Consider the following 18,703-nt stretch of genomic DNA (forward strand, 5'->3'; position numbering starts at 1 on the left):
CCATGGATGCATCTTCCCTTGTACTGGCGGGCGCGCTGCTGCTGGCGGCGGGTACGGCGCTGGCTCAGACATCGACGGTGGCGCCGGGAGGGGTCGGCATCGCGGACGAGGCCACCGATCTCCTGCGGCTTTACCAGGAGGCACGGTTGGAGGATCCGCAGATTCTGGCGTCCTACGCCCACGCCCAGGCGGGCAAGGAGTACCAGCGCGAAGCCATGGGCGTGCTGTTGCCGCAGCTGTCGCTCAACGCCGGAACCAACCAGATTCACCAGCGCAACGACCTGATCGACGAGAGCTACGACAGTGAAAACTACAGCCTGGTGCTGCGCCAGTACCTCTATAACAAGGCGGCCTGGGAGAACTACCAGAAGTTCAAGAGCATGGCCCTGCAGTCGGAGTCCGAGGCGCTGGACGTCCAGGCAGAGGCCACGGTGGAACTGGCGCGGCGTTACTTCACCGCGTTGGCGGCCGAGGACGAACTGGAGCTGGTGATCGCCGAGCGCCGCACCACCCAGGAAAGCCTGGATCGGGTCAATGCGCTATTTGCCAAACAGTTGGCCCTGGTGACCGATCAGCTCGATCTGCAGGCGCGGGTGGACCTGCTCGCGGCGCAGGAGCTGGAAGCGCGCAACCAGGCGATCATCAGCCGCGAAGCGCTGACGGAGATCGTCGGCCGCCCGGTGAAGGAGCGACTCAGTCGGGTCCGCGACGACGTGCGCCTGCATGTGTCGGAGCAGACTCTGGATAACTGGGTGCGTGACGGTATTGCGCTGAACCCGGCACTCAAGGCCCGGGAAAGCGGCGTCGAAGTGGCCAACGCTGCACTGCGCAGCGGCAAGGGCGGCCACTACCCGACCCTGAGCCTGAACCTCAGCGCGCAGCAGACCAACGAGGGCTACAACAACTCCCTGGCGCCGCGCACCGACAGTTATGTCGCCGGTGTCGGCCTGCAGGTACCGATCTACAGCGGCGGCTCGACCTCGGCGCGGGTTCGCGGGCTGTATCAGGATCAGTTGGTGGCTGAGGAGCAGTTGGAGGAGATCCGCCGGCGGGTGGTCAAGGAGATCACCAGCGCCTACCTCACGGCCAATTCCAATGGCGAGAAAATCCAGGCCAACCGCCTGGCGCTGGTGTCGGCGCACAAGTCGCGCGAATCGGCGGAAAAGGCGCTGGGCTACGGCATGGTCAACGCCGTCGACGTGCTGGCGGCGGTGCGCAATGAGTTTCGCGCCCGACGCGATCTGCTCAAGACCCAGTACGAATTCCTCAGCAATGTCTTCACCCTCAACCGCTGGGCCGGCAGGCCGCCGATCGAGAGCGTACAGAGCGTAAACGGATGGCTCGGCCCCGGTAGCTCCAGCCAGGACTTCATGCGCCCCTGATCCGTCGGATCGGGGCTTTGCGAGGGCGCCTGCGGCGCCCTCGTCGTTTACGTTCCCTTCTCCGCGTTCTCTCTTGCTTCGTCGCGCAAGGCCTGGCCGGCTGTCGCTTTTCCCTGAAGGGGCAGGGCGCAAGGCGCCGCGCTTGACGATATTTTGACGAGATTGTGCTTATCGTGATTTCTCGCAAGCCATTCGTCGTTTAATTGACGATATCGGCCGAGGTCGCTGAAGCGCCGCCCCCGTTGGTTGGCTTATCCAGGTGTTTGATTTTCTGGGGCTTCCTGTTCGTCGCCGAAGGGAGTCAGCGCACGGCCTGCTGTGAAACTGAACCGTTGGTCGCCGGGTGGGCAGGTCGGCAGCGTGCCGGCTTGACCTAGACTCAGGTGACCGGTAAGGGAGCACAGAATCATGTGCAAGTTATTGATAGATATTCGTATTCATGTCGTTTCGATAGCTCCGGGAAGGCCCCTGTCGACCGAGCAGGTGAAGGGAGCGCCCGCACCAAAGAAGTCCCCCTTGGCCAGCTACGGGGCTGGCTCCGTCAAATCCTGTCGCCGCTTGTTCGTGCTTTCCAATCGTTGTGGGCCGCTGAGAACAACACCAAGAGAAGAGCGCGTGCGAGTGCAGCCACCAAGGGGGTCAGAAAATCATGTCTGACCACGGAAAGCCGATACGGGTGATGCTGATCGATTGCCGCCCCCTGGTGCTGATCGGCCTGCATGACCTGATCAACGCCAGCAAGCCGAGCATGGAGGTCACTGGCCAGGCCAGCACCTATACCTATGCGCTGGACCTGGCCGATCAGCAGCGCCCCGACGTGATCTTCTTCAGCTTCTTTCCCGATGCCCTGAACCCGCTGGAAGTGGTCGCCGAGCTGGCCCGCAGCGCGGCAATGAAAGTGCTGGTGCTCAAGGGGTTGTATGAAGCGGTCCCGTTGCCCAGGCGATCGAGGCGGGCGCGCGGGGCATCGTGCTGGCGGAAGACCCGACCGAGTCGATCGTCCAGGCGATCGTCAATGTCCACCACCGTGATATCGGCCTGGACCGTGCCTGGGCGGGCGGGCTTTCCGGCTATGCCGCGAGCGGGCATGTACCCTTGAAGTGCAATCACGAACAGGCGAAACAGGCACGCCTGACCTTGCGCGAAAGGGAGCTGATCAGCGCCATCGTCGAAGACCCGTCGGCCAAGTACATGAGCATCGCCGAGCGTCTGGGCATCAGCGAACACACGGTGCACAACCACCTGAGCAACATCTACCAGAAGCTCAACCTGATCAATCGCATGGACCTGCTGATGTATGCGTTGAAGCATAGGCTCGCCGGCAGTGAAGAGCCGCCGGAGTCCGCCTGGGTGGAACTGGATCGGGGGCCGCACCAGGGTAACGGTTCGCCCCTGCGCAACAGCTGAAGCATTGACCGGCGGCGGGTATAAAACGAGACGGGGGTGGTTTCCAAACCACCCCCGTCTCTTTCCCGCGTGCGAACTGTCAGGCGCTGCCGTGCACGATGTCGGTATTCAGGACGTCGACCCCGACCAGGGTGATGGTCGTCAGCTGGCCGCCGGTCTCGTGGATCGTCACGATGCTGTTGGCGCCGCTGTTGTCGATGTTCTGCACGGTCGAGGTGGCATCGCCGTTGAGGACCAGTTTGTCACGCTGGCCTGTGGTGTCGAAGCCGGTGACCTGGTACTTGTTCTCGGTGCGTGCCAAGTCGATGTTGAAGGCCTCTTTCGTGCCAGTCAGGCCCGCCAGCGTGTAGTCGAAGGCTCCGCCGGCGGCCTTGTTGGCGAACAGATTGGCGCTGAAGGCGCTGGTCGCCGCGTCGCCGTCCTTGTCCGTGACCGTGGCGTTGAACGACAGCTTGACGTCGCTGGCCAGGTTCTCGACCTGCTTGATGAACTGGATGGTCGGGATCTTGATCATGCCCTCGGCCATGGTCAGTTGGATCGCGTCGATCAGCTTGCCGGCGACGGTCTGCACGGTGAAGGATTTCTGCCCACCGTTCTCGCTCTGCAGGTTGGCTGCCAGCACCTTGATCGGCGCACCGGACGTCGTACCGTCGTCGTAGTAGGCGACGTAGTACAGCGATTCCGACGTCGGGTCGTAGCCGCCCACCGAGTTGTCGATGAACACCTTCACCGAGGTCAGCAGCGTCTGCGGGTTGGCAACGAAGCTGTCGTCACCGGCGGTGATGCCGGCGCCGCTGCCCTGCAGGACGTTGTTCTTCACGCCGATACCGGAGGTGCTGACGTTGAGGGCCTTCTGATCGTCGATGTACGACGGCAGCACGGCGGTCTGCAACTGCGCTTCGGTCGGGTCGGGCAGGCCCAGGCCGATGCCGGTCAGGATGCTGTCCGCGCCCGTCTGCGGTGCCAGTGCCTTGGCGGCGAAGAACACCACGGCGTCAGTGCCGATGGTCAGTGTTTGCACCGGGTCCGGGCCGCCGGCGCCGAGCTGGCCGTTGGCGGTGCTCAGTACCAAAGTGGAGCTGAAGCCCTGCACCAGATCCAGGGTGTAGGTGCCGTCAGCCAGCGCGGTCAGGGTGTAGTCGACGCTGGTATTCGCCGTGGCGGCGTTGTTGTCGAAGTCGCCGGTCAAGGTGCCGGCGAAGTGGTACGCGCCATTGGCGTCCGGCGATGGCGACTGCTCGACGAGCGTGCCGGTCCCGGTGGTGGTCGTGCTATCGGGTCGTACCAGGGTGAACTGCCCGTTCGCCAGGACAATATCCAGGCCCGCCGCGCTACTGCCGTCGGCGCCGAATGATTTGTCCCAGTATCCGGTCTGCGCCAGGGTGCTGCCAGTGCCGACGATGTTGCCGAACGCCAGGGACGGGCCGTCATCGTGGAAGACCAGGTTCTGCCCGATGTTCAGCGTCGCCTGGGCACTGTCGCCATCCTTGTCGGTCTTGGTCGCGGTGAGTGCCACCAGGTTGTCGGAAGTCAGCGTCCTGGTGTCATCCGGGTTGCTGGCGTTGGGATGGACCACCGCCCGCAACTGGTCGAGGGTGACATCACCGTTGGTGGCCGCACTGACGGTAAACACCAGTACGCCACTGACGGCGGTGCGGCCTTCCACCACGCCATTGTTGATGGACAAGTTGACCGCTTGCCCGGTGGCCGTGTCGACCAGCCCGGAAGCCCCGGCAATCACGCTCAGTGCATAGGTCAGCGTGCCGGCGCCGTCCGCGCCAAAGGACGAGGTGAAGTTGCCGGCGAAGTTCTGCGTGGCATTGGTTGCCAGCACGCTTTCGTCTACGGTCAGCGCCGGTTCCGTGCCGGTGGTGCTGATGCTCGGGCCGTCGTCCTTGAAGATCAGGTTCTGGCCGATGTTCAGCGTGGTTGCGGCACTGTCGCCGTCACCGTCGGTCTTGGTCGCGGTCAGGGTCACCAGGTTGTCCGAGGTGAGGGTCCGCGAGTCATCCGGGTCGCTGGTGTTGGCGTGGACGATGGCGCGCAGCTGGTCGAGGGTGACGTCACCATTGGCAGCGACGCTGACGGTGAACACCAGATCGTTGCTGATCGCGCAGCGGCCTTCCACCACGGTGCCATTGAGCGACAGGATCACCGACTGGCCGGTGGCCGTGTCGGTCAGCCCGGAGGCGCCCGAGACGCAGCCCAGGGTGTAGGTCAGGGTGCCCGCGCCGTCGGCGCCGAACGACGAGGTGAAGTTGGAGGAGAAGGCCTGCAGGGCGTTGGCGCTGAGGTCCGAGTCGTCCACCGTCAGCACAGGCTCCGTGCCGGCGGGGCTGATGCTTGGGCCGTCGTCCTTGAACACCAGGTTCTGGCCGATGTTCAGGGTCGCCTGGGCGCTGTCGCCGTCGCCGTCGGTCTTGGTCGCGGTGAGTTTCACCAGGTCGTCCGAGGTGAGGCTTCTGGAATCGTCCGGATTGCTGGTGTCGGCGTGGACGATGGCGCGTTGCTGGTCGAGGGTGACGTCGCCATTGGCGGCGACGCTCACTTTGAACACCAGCAGGTTGGTGGTGGCCGTGCGGCCCTCGACCACGGCGCCGCTCATCGACAGGTTCACCGCCTCACCGGTGGCTGTGTCGGTCAGCCCGGATCCTCCGGCAATCACGCTCAGCGCGTAGGTCAGGGTGCCGGCGCCATCGGCGCCGAAGCTTGAACTGAAGTTCGCGGCGAAGTTCTGTGTTGCGTCGGTGGCCAGGGCGGATTCGTCCACTGTCAGGGTGGGCTCGACGCCGGTGGTACTGATGCTCGGGCCGTCGTCCTTGAACACCAGGTTCTGGCCGATGTTGAGGGTGGCCTGGACGCTGTCGCCGTCCTTGTCGGTCTTGGTCGCGGTGAGCTTCACCAGGTCGTCGGAAGTCAGGGTCTTCGAGTCATCCGGATCGCCGGTATTGGGGTGGACCACGGCGCGCTGTTGGTCGAGGGTGACGTCGCCATTGGCGGCCACGCTCACGGTGAACACCAGAGCGTCGCTGACAGCCGTGCGGCCTTCCACCACGCCATTGTTGACGGACAGGTTGACCGCCTGGCCGGTCGCCGTGTCGACCAGCCCGGATGCCCCGGCAATCACGCTCAGTGCATAGGTCAGGGTGCCGGCGCCGTCCGCGCCAAAGGACGAGGTGAAGTTGGCGGCGAAGCTCTGAGTAGCGTCGGTGGCCAGGGCGGATTCGTCCACTGTCAGGGTGGGCTCGACGCCGGTGGTGCTGATGCTCGGGCCGTCGTCCTTGAACACCAGGTTCTGGCCGATGTTGAGGGTGGCCTGAACGCTGTCGCCGTCACCGTCGGTCTTGGTTGCGGTGAGTTGCACCAGGTTGTCGGCGGTGAGGCTCCTGGAGTCATCCGGGTCGCTGGTGTTGGCGTGGACGATGGCGCGCTGCTGGTCGAGGGTGACGTCGCCATTGGTGGCCACGCTGACGGTGAACACCAGCTGGTTGGTGGTGGCGGTGCGGCCTTCGACCACGGCGCCGTTCATCGACAGGTTCACTGCCTCGCCCGTGGCCGTATCGGTCAGCCCCGACCCGCCGGCGATCACACTCAGCGCATAGGTGAGGGTGCCGGCACCGTCAGCCCCGAAGGCCGAGGTGAAGTTGGCGGCGAAGTTCTGCGTGGAGTCGGTGGTCAGCACCGATTCGTCCACTGTCATGACTGGCTCGACGCCAGTGGTGCTGATGCTCGGGCCGTCGTCCTTGAACACCAGGTTCTGCCCGATGTTCAGGGTGGCCTGGGCGCCGTCGCCGTCGCCGTCGGTCTTGGTCGCGGTGAGTTTCACCAGGTTGTCGGCGGTGAGGCTCCTGGAGTCATCCGGGTCGCTGGTGTTGGCGTGGACGATGGCGCGCTGCTGGTCGAGGGTGACGTCGCCATTGGCCGCCACGCTGACGGTGAACACCAACTGGTTGGTGGTGGCGGTGCGGCCTTCGACCACGGCGCCGCTCATCGACAGGTTCACCGCTTCGCCGGTGGCTGTGTCGGTCAGCCCGGAAGCGCCAGCCACTACGCTCAGTGCGTAGGTCAGGGTACCGGCGCCGTCGGCGCCGAAGGCCGAGCTGAAGTTGGCGGCGAAGTTCTGCGTGGAGTCGGTGGTCAGGACCGTTTCGTCCACCGTCATGACTGGCTCGACGCCGGTGGTGCTGATGCTTGGACCGTCATCCTTGAACACCAGGTTCTGCCCGATGTTCAGGGTCGCCTGGGCGCTGTCGCCGTCACCGTCGGTCTTGGTCGCGGTGAGTTTCACCAGGTTGTCGGCGGTCAGGGTCTTCGAGTCATCCGGATCGCTGGTGTTGGCATGGACGATGGCGCGCTGCTGGTCCAGCGTCACCGTGCCGTTGGCGGCCACGCTGACGGTGAACACCAGGTCGTTGCTGATGGCCGTGCGGCCTTCCACCACGGCGCCGTTCATGGCCAGGTTCACGGCTTGACCGGTGGCCGTGTCGACCAGCCCGGAGGCGCCGGCGATCACACTCAGCGCATAGGTCAGGGTGCCGGCGCCGTCGGCGCCGAAGGCCGAGGTGAAGTTCGCGGCGAAGCTCTGCGAGGCATCGGTGGTGAGGACGGATTCATCTACCGTCAGCGTGGGTTCGGTGCCGGTGGTGCTGATGCTCGGGCCGTCGTCCTCGAAGACCATCTTCGAGCCGATTTCCGTGGTGGCGGTAGAGACCTGCAGCAGCTTGAAGCCGCCGATATCGAAGTCGGCGTGGTTATTGCCCTTGGCGTCGACGGCTGCGCCGTTCTCCACCAGTACGCGGTTGTGATCCGTCGTGGTGGTGTACTCGATCTTGTAGTTGGCCAGCACGCCGGTGATGGTTGCCACTCCGCCGTTGAGGGTGATGCTGATGCTGCCGTCGTTCACCACTAGCCCGGTGGCGTTGTTGATGACCCGGACGCTGGTGATGGCGACGGCGCTGTCATTGCCGTAGCCATCGATGAAGGCGTTACCCGCTTCGACGGCGGTGCTGAAGGCGCTGATCTTGACCACGGCACTCTTGCCGCTCTGCAACTGCACGACATCGAAGCTGGCGGTCTTGGCGTTGAACATCTGGGTGAAGTCGACGTTGGCTTCAACGTCCGCTTCGTTCTGGTCCAGGTTGGGAATGGTCACGTTCTGCCGGGCACCAGTGACGAAGGTGAAGCGGATGCCTTCCTGCTCGACGATCATCTGGTTGTTGGTGCCGAAGGTGGTCGGGCCGCCGGCCTGGCTGGTGTTGATGGTGTCGCCGGTAGTGATGTTGGCCCCGGTGGACTGGTTGGCCGGGTCCTTGCCGGTGGCGATGATGGTCGGGTCGGTGATGCGGATCACCCCGTTGTCATTGACCGTGGTCGGGCTCGCCGTGGTGAACATCAGGAACAGATTCTGTCCGGAGGGCGCGTCGGCCAGGCTGAAGGTCAGGTCCTGGCTGGTGCCGATGTAGACCTTGTTCAGCAGGTTGAGGGCGTCATCGGCGTTGGTGCCGTCCGGGTGCTTGAGCGGCTGGTATTCCACCGTCCAGATCTTGCCGCCGCTGACTGGCGAGCCGGTCTCCTCGATGTAGGCGGCGAACACGATGGCGCCGGCGGGGCCACCGGCACGTCCGACGAGGACATTGTTGTTGGTGGTATCGGTGTAGAGAAGGATGTCCACCCCGGCGAGGGTATCCAAGCCGCTGTCCAGGCCGTTCAGCGGCGCGCCGCCGCTGCCGGTGAAGAGAATGTCGGTGATCGCGCCGCCGGGCGCGGCGCTGATGGTGAAGGCATTGCTGCCGGTGTTGCCGGCCGCGCCGGTATATCCGCTGAGCGCGGCGCCCGAGGCAGTACCGGCGCCCAGAGCGGTCAGGCGGGCGCTGAAGACCGAGGGCAGGGCGGCGATGAGGATGTCATTGTCGTTCGCGTCACCCGCCGGGGATGGGCTGGCGGTGGCGTTCTGCAGGCCGGCGGTTTCGTCTAATGAGACTTCCACGCCGGTCGCCACCACGGAGGGGCCGGCGTCGGTAAAGGTGGCGGTCGCTGTGGCGCCGTCACTGGAAGCGGAGAGCAGGAAGCGTGCCCCGGCCGAATCGTCCGGGTCGACGTACCAGGAAGTGGTGACGCTGCCGTTGACCTGGCCGTCCAGGTCGCCGGCGCCGCCATCGGTCACGTACCAGGGATCGTGGCCGGCACCGGCGCTGGTGTTGAGCACGTCATCCGGGGTGCCCCATACGCCGTCGGCGCCGGGGCTGGTGGCGTGGTCCACCTCGATCTTCACGGTGCTGCCGGCGGTGAAGCCGCTGGCGGTGATGATGGCGGTGCTGCCGGGGGCGTAGTCGTTCTGGTCGGTGGTAACGGCAGGAGCGCTGGTGTCATCTGCGGTGGGGCGCGTTGGCGACGCAATCTTCTTATGGAGGGTCATGATGTTCTCCCGAGCATTTCCATGCGTGGCGGCCAGACCTCGACTGCTGGCCTTTTACTGCTACATGCCACGACTATGGGGACGCTCCGGGGAATGCGCATCGGCCGATACTCCCAGGCGGGCTGGGAGTTTCGGACTAGGAGGGCAGGGGAGCGCAGGCGCTGCGCGGGTTGCGGTGCTGCACCGGCCGACGAGAGGTAGAGGCGCCGGTGTTTGGGGGAAGGAGGTGGCGAATAGCTGGCGATCGCCCATGAAAAAGCCCGCATCATGCGGGCTTCTTTCGTGCAGGTCGGCGCTTAGTGCTTCGGTGTGTCGTCCGGCAGGGCGAGCAGTTGCTTCTCGCGGTTCCAGTCAAAGGGTTCGCCGTTTTCTTCGGCTTCGAAGCGACGCTCGTCGAGCTGCTGGTACATCTGCAGCTCTTCGTCGGGCATGTAGTGCAGGCAGTCGCCACCGAAGAACCACAGCAGGTCGCGCGGGATCAGGTGGGCGATCTGCGGGTAGCGGTGGAAGATCTGGCTGATCAGGTCCTGGCCCAGGTACTGGGCGCCTTCCGGGTCGCGCGGCAGTTCTGCCATCAGCTCATCGAAGCGTTCGAGGAACAGGCCGTGGTTGTCCTCGGGAACCTGCTCGGCTTCGCCCAGGGCGCCAAGGATCATGCGCAGGTGGTTGAGCAGGGCGATGTGGTGGTCGAGATAGGCGCTGGCCATGGGGGTTCCTCTGGAGCTGTGTGCAAACGGCCGGGGAGTATATCGGGTTTCCCTGCCGCTGCCGTCGGTGCGATCAGCGGATGGGGCGCATCTGGATCTGCCGGCGCTGGTTGTCGATCTGCTGGCGCTGCTGGTCGAGTATCCGCTGCTGCTGTTGCAACTGGTCCTGCTGCAGCTCGCTCTTCTGCCGCTGGATCATCTGGTCGCTCTGCCGACGCTGCTCGTTCCAGCGCCGCTGGTTGTCCTGCTGGCGCTGCAGGTCCTGCTGCTGCATCTGCAGGCGCTGGTCTTCGTAGTTCAGGCGCTGGCTGTCCAGCTGGTTCTGCCGCAGTTGCTGTTGGCGGCGCAGGCTGTCCTGCTGTTGCTGGATCGGGTCGATGACCGGGCTGGGCGTCGGCGCTGGGCGCGGCCGGCTGGGGTAGAGCCAGGGGTCGGCCTGGGCGCTGCCCATCAGCAGCATGGCCAGCAGGAGGAAAAGGGATCGACGCATGGTGCGGTTCTCCATTGCGAGCGTCCATGACGGTGAAGCCTTCAGTGTGCGCCCGATAATGCCCCGTAGGGTGAATAACGCGTAGCGTTATCCGCCCTACAGAGCTATGCGTCGGAGAAAAAGGGCGCCAGAAGGCGCCCCGTAGCTGAAAGCCGCAGGTCATCCAGCCTTGCCGGCCAGTTCCTCTTTCGAGAAATCGTCCACATCGATCACCGCCCGACGCGCACGTTCGGCGGTGTGCAGGGTTTCCGCTTCCGCGGCCTCCAGCACGCCGGCGTCGCGCGCGGCATCGATCGGCGACTGTCCCGGCTTGGGATTCACCCCGTGTTCCTTGAGCGCCTTGTGCAGCTTCTTCTGCAAGGGCGCGGCGGCGGCGAGCTGGTCATAGGCGAAGGTGAGCTTGGCCACCGGATCATCGGGGCCGGAAGGCAGATGAGCGCCGGCGAGGATCGCCTGCAACGCCGGGTCGCTGAGCGGGCGGCCGAGGATATCGGCGATCTCCGCGTCCAGCGTGTCGCTCGGGCCCCGGTGGCGGCGACCCAGCGGCAGTACCAGCACCCGCAGCAGGCAGCCGAAGGCGCGATTGGGGAAGTTGTCGATCAGGTCGGCCAGTGCGGCTTCGGCCTTCTCCAGGTTTTCCTGCATGGTCCAGTGCAGCAGCGGGTGCAGGTAGTCCGGGTTGTCCAGGTCGTGGTAACGCTTGAGCGCGGCGGAGGCGAGGTACAGGTGACTCAGTGCATCGCCCAGGCGCGCGGAGAGGCGCTCGCGGCGCTTCAGCTCGCCGCCGAGCAGCATCATGCTGAAGTCCGCCAGCAGGGCGAAGGATGCCGCGAGCCGGTTCAGCGCGCGGTAGTACGGGCGACTGATGCGGTCACCCGGCACCGGGTCGAAGCTGCCGAAGCCCAGGCCCAGCAGCAGGCTGCTGGCGGCGTTGCTGACGGCGAAGCCGACGTGGTTGAGCAGCAGCTCGTCGAACTCGCGCTCGGCCTGGTCCTGGTCCTCGCGGCGGGCCAGTTCCATCTCCTTGAGCACGTACGGATGGCAGCGGATGGCGCCCTGGCCGAAGATCATCAGGTTGCGCGAGAGGATGTTGGCGCCCTCGACGGTGATGAAGATCGGCGCGGCCTGCCAGGAGCGGCCCAGGTAGTTGTTCGGGCCGAGGATGATGCCTTTGCCACCGTGGATATCCATGGCGTGGGCGATGCACTCGCGGCCGCGTTCGGTGAGGTGGTACTTGAGAATCGCCGAGAGCACCGAGGGCTTCTCGCCCAGGTCCACCGCGTTGGCGGTGAGGATCCGCGCGCTGTCCATCATCCAGGCGTTGCCGCCGATGCGGGCGAGGGCTTCCTGGATGCCTTCGAAGGCCGACAGCGGCACGTTGAACTGCTCGCGCACCTGGGCGTAGCGGCCGCTGACGTAGCTGCCGACCTTGGCGGCGCTGGTGCCCACCGCCGGCAGCGAGATCGAGCGGCCCACCGACAGGCAGTTCATCAGCATCATCCAGCCTTTGCCGATCATGTCCTGGCCACCGATGATGTAGTCCAGCGGCACGAACACGTCCTTGCCGGAGTTGGGGCCGTTCATGAAGGCGGCGCCCAGCGGCACATGGCGACGGCCGATCTGCACGCCGTCGGTGTCGGTGGGGATCAGCGCCAGGGTGATGCCGAGGTCTTCTTCCTCGCCCAGCAGATGGTCCGGGTCATGGCACTTGAAAGCCAGGCCGAGGAGGGTGGCCACCGGGCCGAGGGTGATGTAGCGCTTCTCCCAGGTCAGGCGCAGGCCGAGGGCTTCCTCGCCTTCCCACTGGCCCTTGCAGACCACGCCGACGTCGGTCATGCCGCCGGCATCGGAGCCGGCCTGCGGGCTGGTCAGGGCGAAGCAGGGAATCTCGTCGCCAGTGGCCAGGCGCGGCAGGTAGCGCTGGCGCTGGGCGTCGGTGCCGTAGTGCAGCAGCAGTTCGGCCGGGCCGAGGGAATTGGGCACCATCACGGTGGAGGCGAGGTCGCCGCTGCGGGTGGCGAGTTTCATCACCACCTGGGAGTGGGCGAAGGCTGAAAAGCCCTTGCCGCCATATTCCTTCGGGATGATCAGGCCGAAGAAGCCCTGGCTCTTGATGTAGGCCCAGGCCTCGGGCGGCAGGTCCATGTCCTTGCCGACCTGGTAGTCGTCGATCATGGCGCAGAGCTGCTCGGTGGGGCCGTCGATGAAGGCCTGTTCCTCTTCCGTCAATTGCGCCTTGGGATAGCCCAGCAGCGTCTGCCAGTCCGGGCGACCGCTGAACAGCTGGCCATCCCACCAGACGGTGCCGGCCTCGATGGCCTCGCGTTCGGTTTCGGACATCGGCGGCAGGGTCTTCTTGAACCAGGCGAACAACCGTGAAGTGAACAGACTGCGACGCAGGTCGGTGGCGAGAATCGTCACCGCGACCACGGCCCAGAGCAGCCACAACAGCACCATCCAGCCGTGGGCGTGGCTGAACAGGCTCATCAGTGCGAGGTACACGGCGACGATGCCGAGTGCCTTGAGGGGAGCGGCGCGACGGTGCGCGAGCCAGGCGGCGCCAAGGATCAGGACGAGTAACCAGACGAGCAGCATGCGGATTCCTCCATGACAGCCAGCCCCGGCGACCGCAGGCCGCGGCGGGCTTGGTGACGAACAATGCGCGAGCAGAGCGATAGTGCGAACGCCTCATACCATGCACCGGAAGCTTAGCTGGCTGAACCGAACCGATGGCCGCATGGCCGGACAGCTTGGCCGGATCGCCTTGTCGTGCAGGCGCCGGCGCTGGTTAGACTGATGTCCGATCTCAAGCTCCAAGCCAAGGACGACAAGCCCGGAGACAACGCCATGCAGCCTTACCTCACGCCCAGCCGCTTCGTTGATAGTGACCACCCCGGGGTCATCGAGTTCGCTCAGAATCACCGGGGCGATGGCGCCACCCCGCTGGAACAGGCGGTGGCCCTGTATTACGCGGTGCGCGACCAGATTCGCTACAACCCCTATGTGTTCAGCCGCGACCCGCAGACGCTCAAGGGCAGCCATGCCCTGGAGGCCGGGCAGTCCTACTGCGTGCCCAAGGCAACACTGCTGGCGGCTTGCGCTCGGCACTGCGGTATCCCGGCACGCATCGGCCTGGCCGACGTCAAGAACCACCTGGCCACGCCGCGCCTGCTGGAACTGCTGCGCAGCGAGATGTTCGCCATGCATGGCTACACCGAACTGTTCCTCGAAGGCCGTTGGGTCAAGGCCACGCCGGCCTTCGATATCGGCCTGTGCGAGGCCTTCGGCGTGTTGCCGCTGGAGTTCGACGGGCGCAACGACAGCGTCTTCCACCCGTTCAACCGCGATGGTGAGCGGCATATGGAATACCTGCGCGACCACGGTCAGTTCCCCGATGTGCCCGAGGAGTTCTTCTTCGGCTACCTCAAGCAGTGCTATCCGCACCTGTTCAACGGTGAGACCACGCTGCTGGGCGGCGACATGCGCAGTGAAGCGGCAAGGCATGAAAGCGATCGCCCCCATGAACGCAATCGCCCATGAACGCAATCGATAGTAACCATCAGTACGTGTGTCTTTTTTCCTCGCGCCTTAGCCGGTAGGGTGCCGTCATCCGAAATCGCGTCCGTTGGGCGTGTGACCAATGAATGACGACAACAAGAGAGGCGCAGCATGCTCAAGATCTGGGGCCGGAAGAATTCCTCCAATGTGCGCAAGGCGCTCTGGTGCGCGGAAGAGGCGGGCCTGACCTATGAGCGAATCGACGCCGGCGGCGCTTTTGGTCTGGTCAACGACGCGCCCTACCGCGCGCTGAATCCCAACGGCGTGGTGCCGACCCTGGACGACGACGGCTTCGTCCTCTGGGAATCCAATACCATCGTCCGCTACCTTGCCGCTCGCTACGCGCCGGCCCTGTACCCGCAGGACCTGCAGCAACGCGCCAACGCCGAGAAGTGGATGGACTGGACCACCTCATCCTTCGCCGCGCCGTTCCGCACCGTGTTCTGGGGTACCTTGCGTACCCCGCCGGAGCAGCGCGATGTCGCTGCCATCCAGGCCGCCATCGATACCTGCGTGCGACTGCTGGAAATCCCCGAGGCCGCGCTGGCCAGACAGCCGTACCTCACCGGCGAACAATTGGGCATGGGTGACATTCCGCTGGGCAGCTTCATCTATGCTTGGTTCGAAATGCCCATCGCGCGCCCGCCGCAGCCGCACCTGCAAGCCTGGTACGAACGCCTGAAGGCGCGCCGGGCCTACCGTGACGCGGTGATGACCGACCTGACCTGAATGCCTGTGCGTGCCCCGGAGGTTGCAATCCTCGCGGCGGCCCTTTATCAAGCAGGCCCTTTTTCCAAAGACATGCGTCTTTCCACCGCCTTGCAACGGGAATCCCCATGAGTTCCGCGCTGTCCATCCGTCAACTGACGAAGACCTACGGCAACGGTTTCCAGGCCCTCAAGGGCATCGACCTGGATGTCGCCGAAGGTGATTTCTTTGCCCTGCTCGGCCCCAACGGCGCCGGCAAATCCACCACCATCGGCATCCTCTCCACCCTGGTGAACAAGAGCGGCGGCACGGTCAACGTGTTCGGCCACGACCTGGACAAGGACCCGTACGGCCTGAAGCGCTGCCTGGGCGTGGTGCCCCAGGAGTTCAACTTCAACCAGTTCGAGAAGGTGTTCGACATCGTCGTCACCCAGGCCGGCTACTACGGCATCCCGATGAGCGTGGCCAAGGGCCGCGCCGAGAAGTACCTGACCCAGCTGGGCCTGTGGGACAAGCGCAACTCCGCCTCCCGCGAACTCTCCGGCGGCATGAAGCGCCGTTTGATGATCGCCCGCGCGCTGGTCCACGAGCCGCGCCTGCTGATCCTCGACGAACCCACCGCTGGCGTGGACATCGAACTGCGCCGCTCGATGTGGAACTTCCTCACCGAGCTCAACGGCGAAGGCATCAGCATCATCCTCACCACGCACTACCTGGAGGAGGCCGAGCAGCTGTGCCGCAACATCGCGATCATCGACCACGGCACCATCGTGGAGAACACCAGCATGCGCAAGCTGCTGAACAAGCTGCATGTGGAGACCTTCTACCTCGACCTGCAGGGCACCCTGGGCGAAACGCCGAAGCTCGATGGCTACCCGGCGCGCCTGGTGGATGACCACACCCTGGAAGTGCAGGTGGACAAGTCTCTGGGCATCAACGGCCTGTTCGTCCAGCTCAACGCCCAGGGCGTGCAGGTGCTGAGCCTGCGCAACAAGAGCAATCGCCTGGAGGAGCTGTTCGTGTCGCTGGTGGAGAAGAATCTGTCGAGGGTGGCGGTATGAGCAGCGAACTGCGCGCCAACTGGGTCGCCCTCAACACCATCGTCTACCGCGAAGTCCGCCGCTTCCTGCGCATCTGGCCGCAGACGCTGCTGCCGCCGGCGATCACCATGGTTCTGTACTTCGTCATCTTCGGCAACCTGATCGGCCGGCAGATCGGCGACATGGGTGGCTTCACCTACATGCAGTACATCGTGCCGGGGCTGATCATGATGTCGGTGATCACCAACTCCTACGGCAACGTGGTGTCGAGCTTCTTCGGCAGCAAGTTCCAGCGCAACATCGAAGAGCTGCTGGTCTCGCCGGTCTCGCCGCACACCATCCTCCTCGGCTTTGTCTGCGGCGGCGTGCTGCGCGGGCTGGCGGTGGGGGTGATCGTGACGATCCTGTCGCTGTTCTTCACCGACCTGCAGATTCACCATTTCGGCATCACCGTGCTGGTGGTGGTGCTGACCGCGGCGATCTTCTCCATGGGCGGCTTCGTCAACGCGGTGTTCGCTCGCAACTTCGATGACATCTCGATCATCCCGACCTTCGTGCTGACCCCGCTGACCTACCTGGGCGGGGTGTTCTACTCGATCACGCTGCTGCCGCCGTTCTGGCAGACCGTGTCGCTGGCCAACCCGATCCTGCACATGGTCAACGCCTTCCGCTACGGCATCCTCGGCGTGTCCGACATCCGCATCGGCACGGCGGTGATCTTCATGCTGGTGGCGACTGTGCTGCTCTACGTGTTCTGCATTCGCCTGCTGGTGAGCGGACGCGGGATGCGGCAGTGAGCGGCGCGTTGCGCTGATGAAAAAGGCCCCGGTTGGGGCCTTTTGCTTTTTTGGCAATTCGCGGCGGGTGAGTCCCCTGTAGGAGCGAGCTTGCTCGCGAACCGCCCAACGCCGGAGCTGCCGGTGAATCCGTTCGCGAGCAAGAACTGGGCGTCCCCCTCGCTCCTACGAAAAGCGCTATTTCGGAAACTCGATAACGAACCGCGTCCACCCATTGGCCGACTCGCAACGAATCTCCCCGCCATGGGCGCGCACGATGGAGCGGCAGATCGCCAACCCCAGCCCGGCATGTTCGCCCTGGCCTTCGCGGCGGGCCGGATCGGCGCGGTAGAAACGGTCGAACAGGCGCGGCAGGCGCTCGGCGGGAATCTCCCGCCCCGGGTTCTCCACGCTCAGGCGGCCCGGCTCCAGGCGCACGCGGATCTGCCCGCCGTCCGGGGTGAAACGCAGCGCGTTGTCCAGCAAATTGGCCAGCACCCGGCGCAACAAGGCGCGGTCGCCCTGTACTGACAGCTCGCCCTCGCGCTCCAGGCGGATGGACTTTTCCTCGGCCAGCGGCCCGTAGAACTCCAGCAACTCGTCTACCTCGTCGGCCAGCACCAAAGACTGGCTGCTGGGGGTGAGCAGACCGTGGTCGGCCTTGGCCAGGAACAGCATGTCATTGACCATCGCGGTGAGCCGCTCCAGCTCCTCCAGGTTGCCGTGCAGCGCCTCGCGGTAGTCGTCCAGGCTGCGCGAGCGCGACAGCACCACCTGGGTCTGGGTCAGTAACCCGGTGAGTGGCGTGCGCAGCTCGTGGGCAATGTCGGCGGAGAAGGCCGAAAGGCGCTGGAAGGCTTCTTCCAGGCGCGCCAGCATGGCGTTCAGCTCGCCGGCCAGGCCGCGCAGTTCCTGCGGCATCTGCCCGGCGTCGAGGCGGGTGGTCAGCGAGTGCGCGCTGACCTGCGCCGCCACCTCGCTCATGCGCCGCAACGGGCGCAGGCTGGCGCGGGCGGCCCAGGCGCCGAGCAGGGCAGTGGCCAGGGCGGAGAGCCCCATGGTCATCCAGATCAGCCGCTGCATGCGCTGCAGGAAGTGCTGGTGATGGGTGATGTCGAGGATCAGCGTCAGCTGCGCGCCATCGCGCTGCTTGGCGTCCAGCGGAGCCTGCAACTCGCGGAAGGACTGCTGCTCGCCGTTGGCCATGTTGATCGCCGGGCGCTGCTCGAACCAGGTGCTGCCGTCCGCACCCTGCAGGCGCAGGCCGAGGTCGGGGTGGCGGCGCAGCTCGCGGCGCAGTTCGGCTGTGTGCGGTGCCAACTGCTCCGGGCCACCGACATCGCCCAGCACATCGCGGAAGATCGCCAGCTTGCCGGCCATCAGCTGGTGGTCCAGCTCGATGAAGTGCGTTTCGCTGGCGCGGCTGAAGATGATCCCGGCCAGCAGCGACACGGCGGCGGTACAGGCGGCGAACAGCAGGCTCAGGCGCAGGCCGAGGGACAGGCGCGCGCTCATGCTTCGCGCTCTTCCAGCACGTAGCCCATGCCGCGCACGGTGTGGATCAGGCGCTGCGGGAAGTCGTCGTCGACCTTGGCGCGCAGGCGGCGGATGGCGACTTCGATAACGTTGGTGTCGCTGTCGAAATTCATGTCCCACACCTGCGAGGCGATCAGCGACTTGGGCAGCACCTCGCCGCTGCGCCGCAGCAGCAGCTCCAGCAGGGCGAACTCCTTGGCGGTCAGGTCGATGCGCTTGCCGGCGCGCTGCACGCGGCGGCGTAGCAGGTCCACTTCCAGGTCGGCCAGTTGCAGGGTGGTTTCCTGCAACTGTTGGCCACCGCGGCGCAGCAGCGTGCGCACGCGGGCCAGCAGTTCGACGAAGGCGAAAGGCTTCACCAGGTAGTCGTCGGCACCGAGTTCCAGGCCGCGCACGCGGTCCTCCACGGCGTCGCGCGCGGTGAGGAACAGCACGGGCACGGCGCTGCCGGTCTGGCGCACGGCCTGGAGGATCTGCCAGCCATCGCGGCCGGGCAGCATCACATCGAGAATCAGCAGGTCGTGTTCGCCGGCCAGGGCCAGTTGCAGGCCTTCGTCGCCGTCGGCGGTCAGGTCGACGGCGAAGCCGGCCTCGCTCAGGCCCTGCCGCAGGTACTGGCCGATGCGTGGTTCGTCTTCGACGATGAGAAGTTTCATCCGGTTATCCATTCAGGCGCTCGGGGCG

General features: G+C 65.3%; 11 protein-coding genes and 1 pseudogene. 6 read left to right on the forward strand and 6 right to left on the reverse strand.

What is annotated here, in order from left to right; translation table 11 throughout:
• Positions 1–2: 2 nt before the first annotated feature.
• Positions 3–1,382 carry a TolC family outer membrane protein gene (locus tag CTR55_RS11680; protein ID WP_296286243.1) on the forward strand — a complete coding sequence of 460 codons (1,380 nt, stop codon included), beginning with the start codon at positions 3–5 and terminating at the stop codon, positions 1,380–1,382.
• A gap of 649 nt (positions 1,383–2,031) precedes the next feature.
• Positions 2,032–2,789 (forward strand): annotated as a pseudogene (locus tag CTR55_RS11685) (response regulator transcription factor).
• 79 nt (positions 2,790–2,868) lie between these two features.
• Here CTR55_RS11685 and CTR55_RS11690 read toward each other — a convergent pair.
• The 4 genes from CTR55_RS11690 to CTR55_RS11705 all read right to left on the reverse strand — a co-directional run bounded on the left by CTR55_RS11690 (position 2,869) and on the right by CTR55_RS11705 (position 12,996).
• A complete protein-coding gene (locus CTR55_RS11690; RefSeq protein WP_296286244.1) occupies positions 2,869–9,204 on the reverse strand; it encodes a DUF5801 repeats-in-toxin domain-containing protein in 6,336 nt (2,111 codons plus the stop codon).
• Positions 9,205–9,500: 296 nt separating this feature from the next.
• Positions 9,501–9,911: a PA2817 family protein gene (locus CTR55_RS11695; protein ID WP_296286246.1), complete on the reverse strand. Its 411-nt coding sequence runs from the start codon at positions 9,909–9,911 to the stop codon at positions 9,501–9,503.
• Between the two features lie 73 nt (positions 9,912–9,984).
• The gene (locus tag CTR55_RS11700; RefSeq protein ID WP_296286247.1) at positions 9,985–10,401 is read right to left on the reverse strand and encodes a PA2816 family glutamine-rich protein; all 417 of its coding nucleotides are present in this window, start codon (positions 10,399–10,401) and stop codon (positions 9,985–9,987) included.
• Between the two features lie 159 nt (positions 10,402–10,560).
• Positions 10,561–12,996: an acyl-CoA dehydrogenase gene (locus CTR55_RS11705; RefSeq protein ID WP_296286249.1), complete on the reverse strand. Its 2,436-nt coding sequence runs from the start codon at positions 12,994–12,996 to the stop codon at positions 10,561–10,563.
• A gap of 252 nt (positions 12,997–13,248) precedes the next feature.
• On the opposite strand from CTR55_RS11705, the gene CTR55_RS11710 reads away from it, so the two are divergent.
• The 4 genes from CTR55_RS11710 to CTR55_RS11725 all read left to right on the forward strand — a co-directional run bounded on the left by CTR55_RS11710 (position 13,249) and on the right by CTR55_RS11725 (position 16,504).
• Positions 13,249–13,941 (forward strand): transglutaminase family protein, encoded by a 693-nt coding sequence (locus tag CTR55_RS11710; RefSeq protein ID WP_296286524.1) that lies wholly within the window; start codon positions 13,249–13,251, stop codon positions 13,939–13,941.
• 129 nt (positions 13,942–14,070) lie between these two features.
• Complete coding sequence (locus CTR55_RS11715; RefSeq protein ID WP_296286250.1) at positions 14,071–14,688, forward strand: glutathione S-transferase; 618 nt, start codon at positions 14,071–14,073, stop codon at positions 14,686–14,688.
• A gap of 107 nt (positions 14,689–14,795) precedes the next feature.
• Entirely contained in the window at positions 14,796–15,728 is a 933-nt protein-coding gene (locus tag CTR55_RS11720) for an ABC transporter ATP-binding protein (RefSeq protein WP_296286251.1), read from the forward strand.
• Complete coding sequence (locus CTR55_RS11725; protein WP_296286252.1) at positions 15,725–16,504, forward strand: ABC transporter permease; 780 nt, start codon at positions 15,725–15,727, stop codon at positions 16,502–16,504. The genes CTR55_RS11720 and CTR55_RS11725 overlap by 4 nt, the downstream gene beginning before the upstream one ends.
• Before the next feature lie 177 nt (positions 16,505–16,681).
• Here CTR55_RS11725 and CTR55_RS11730 read toward each other — a convergent pair whose 3' ends face one another.
• Complete coding sequence (locus CTR55_RS11730) at positions 16,682–17,998, reverse strand: heavy metal sensor histidine kinase (RefSeq protein ID WP_296286253.1); 1,317 nt, start codon at positions 17,996–17,998, stop codon at positions 16,682–16,684.
• Positions 17,995–18,675: a heavy metal response regulator transcription factor gene (locus CTR55_RS11735; protein WP_296286254.1), complete on the reverse strand. Its 681-nt coding sequence runs from the start codon at positions 18,673–18,675 to the stop codon at positions 17,995–17,997. Before CTR55_RS11735 ends, CTR55_RS11730 begins: the two co-directional genes overlap by 4 nt.
• Positions 18,676–18,703: the final 28 nt, after the last annotated feature.

The organism is Pseudomonas sp. (assembly GCF_002796985.1).
Lineage (GTDB): Bacteria > Pseudomonadota > Gammaproteobacteria > Pseudomonadales > Pseudomonadaceae > Pseudomonas.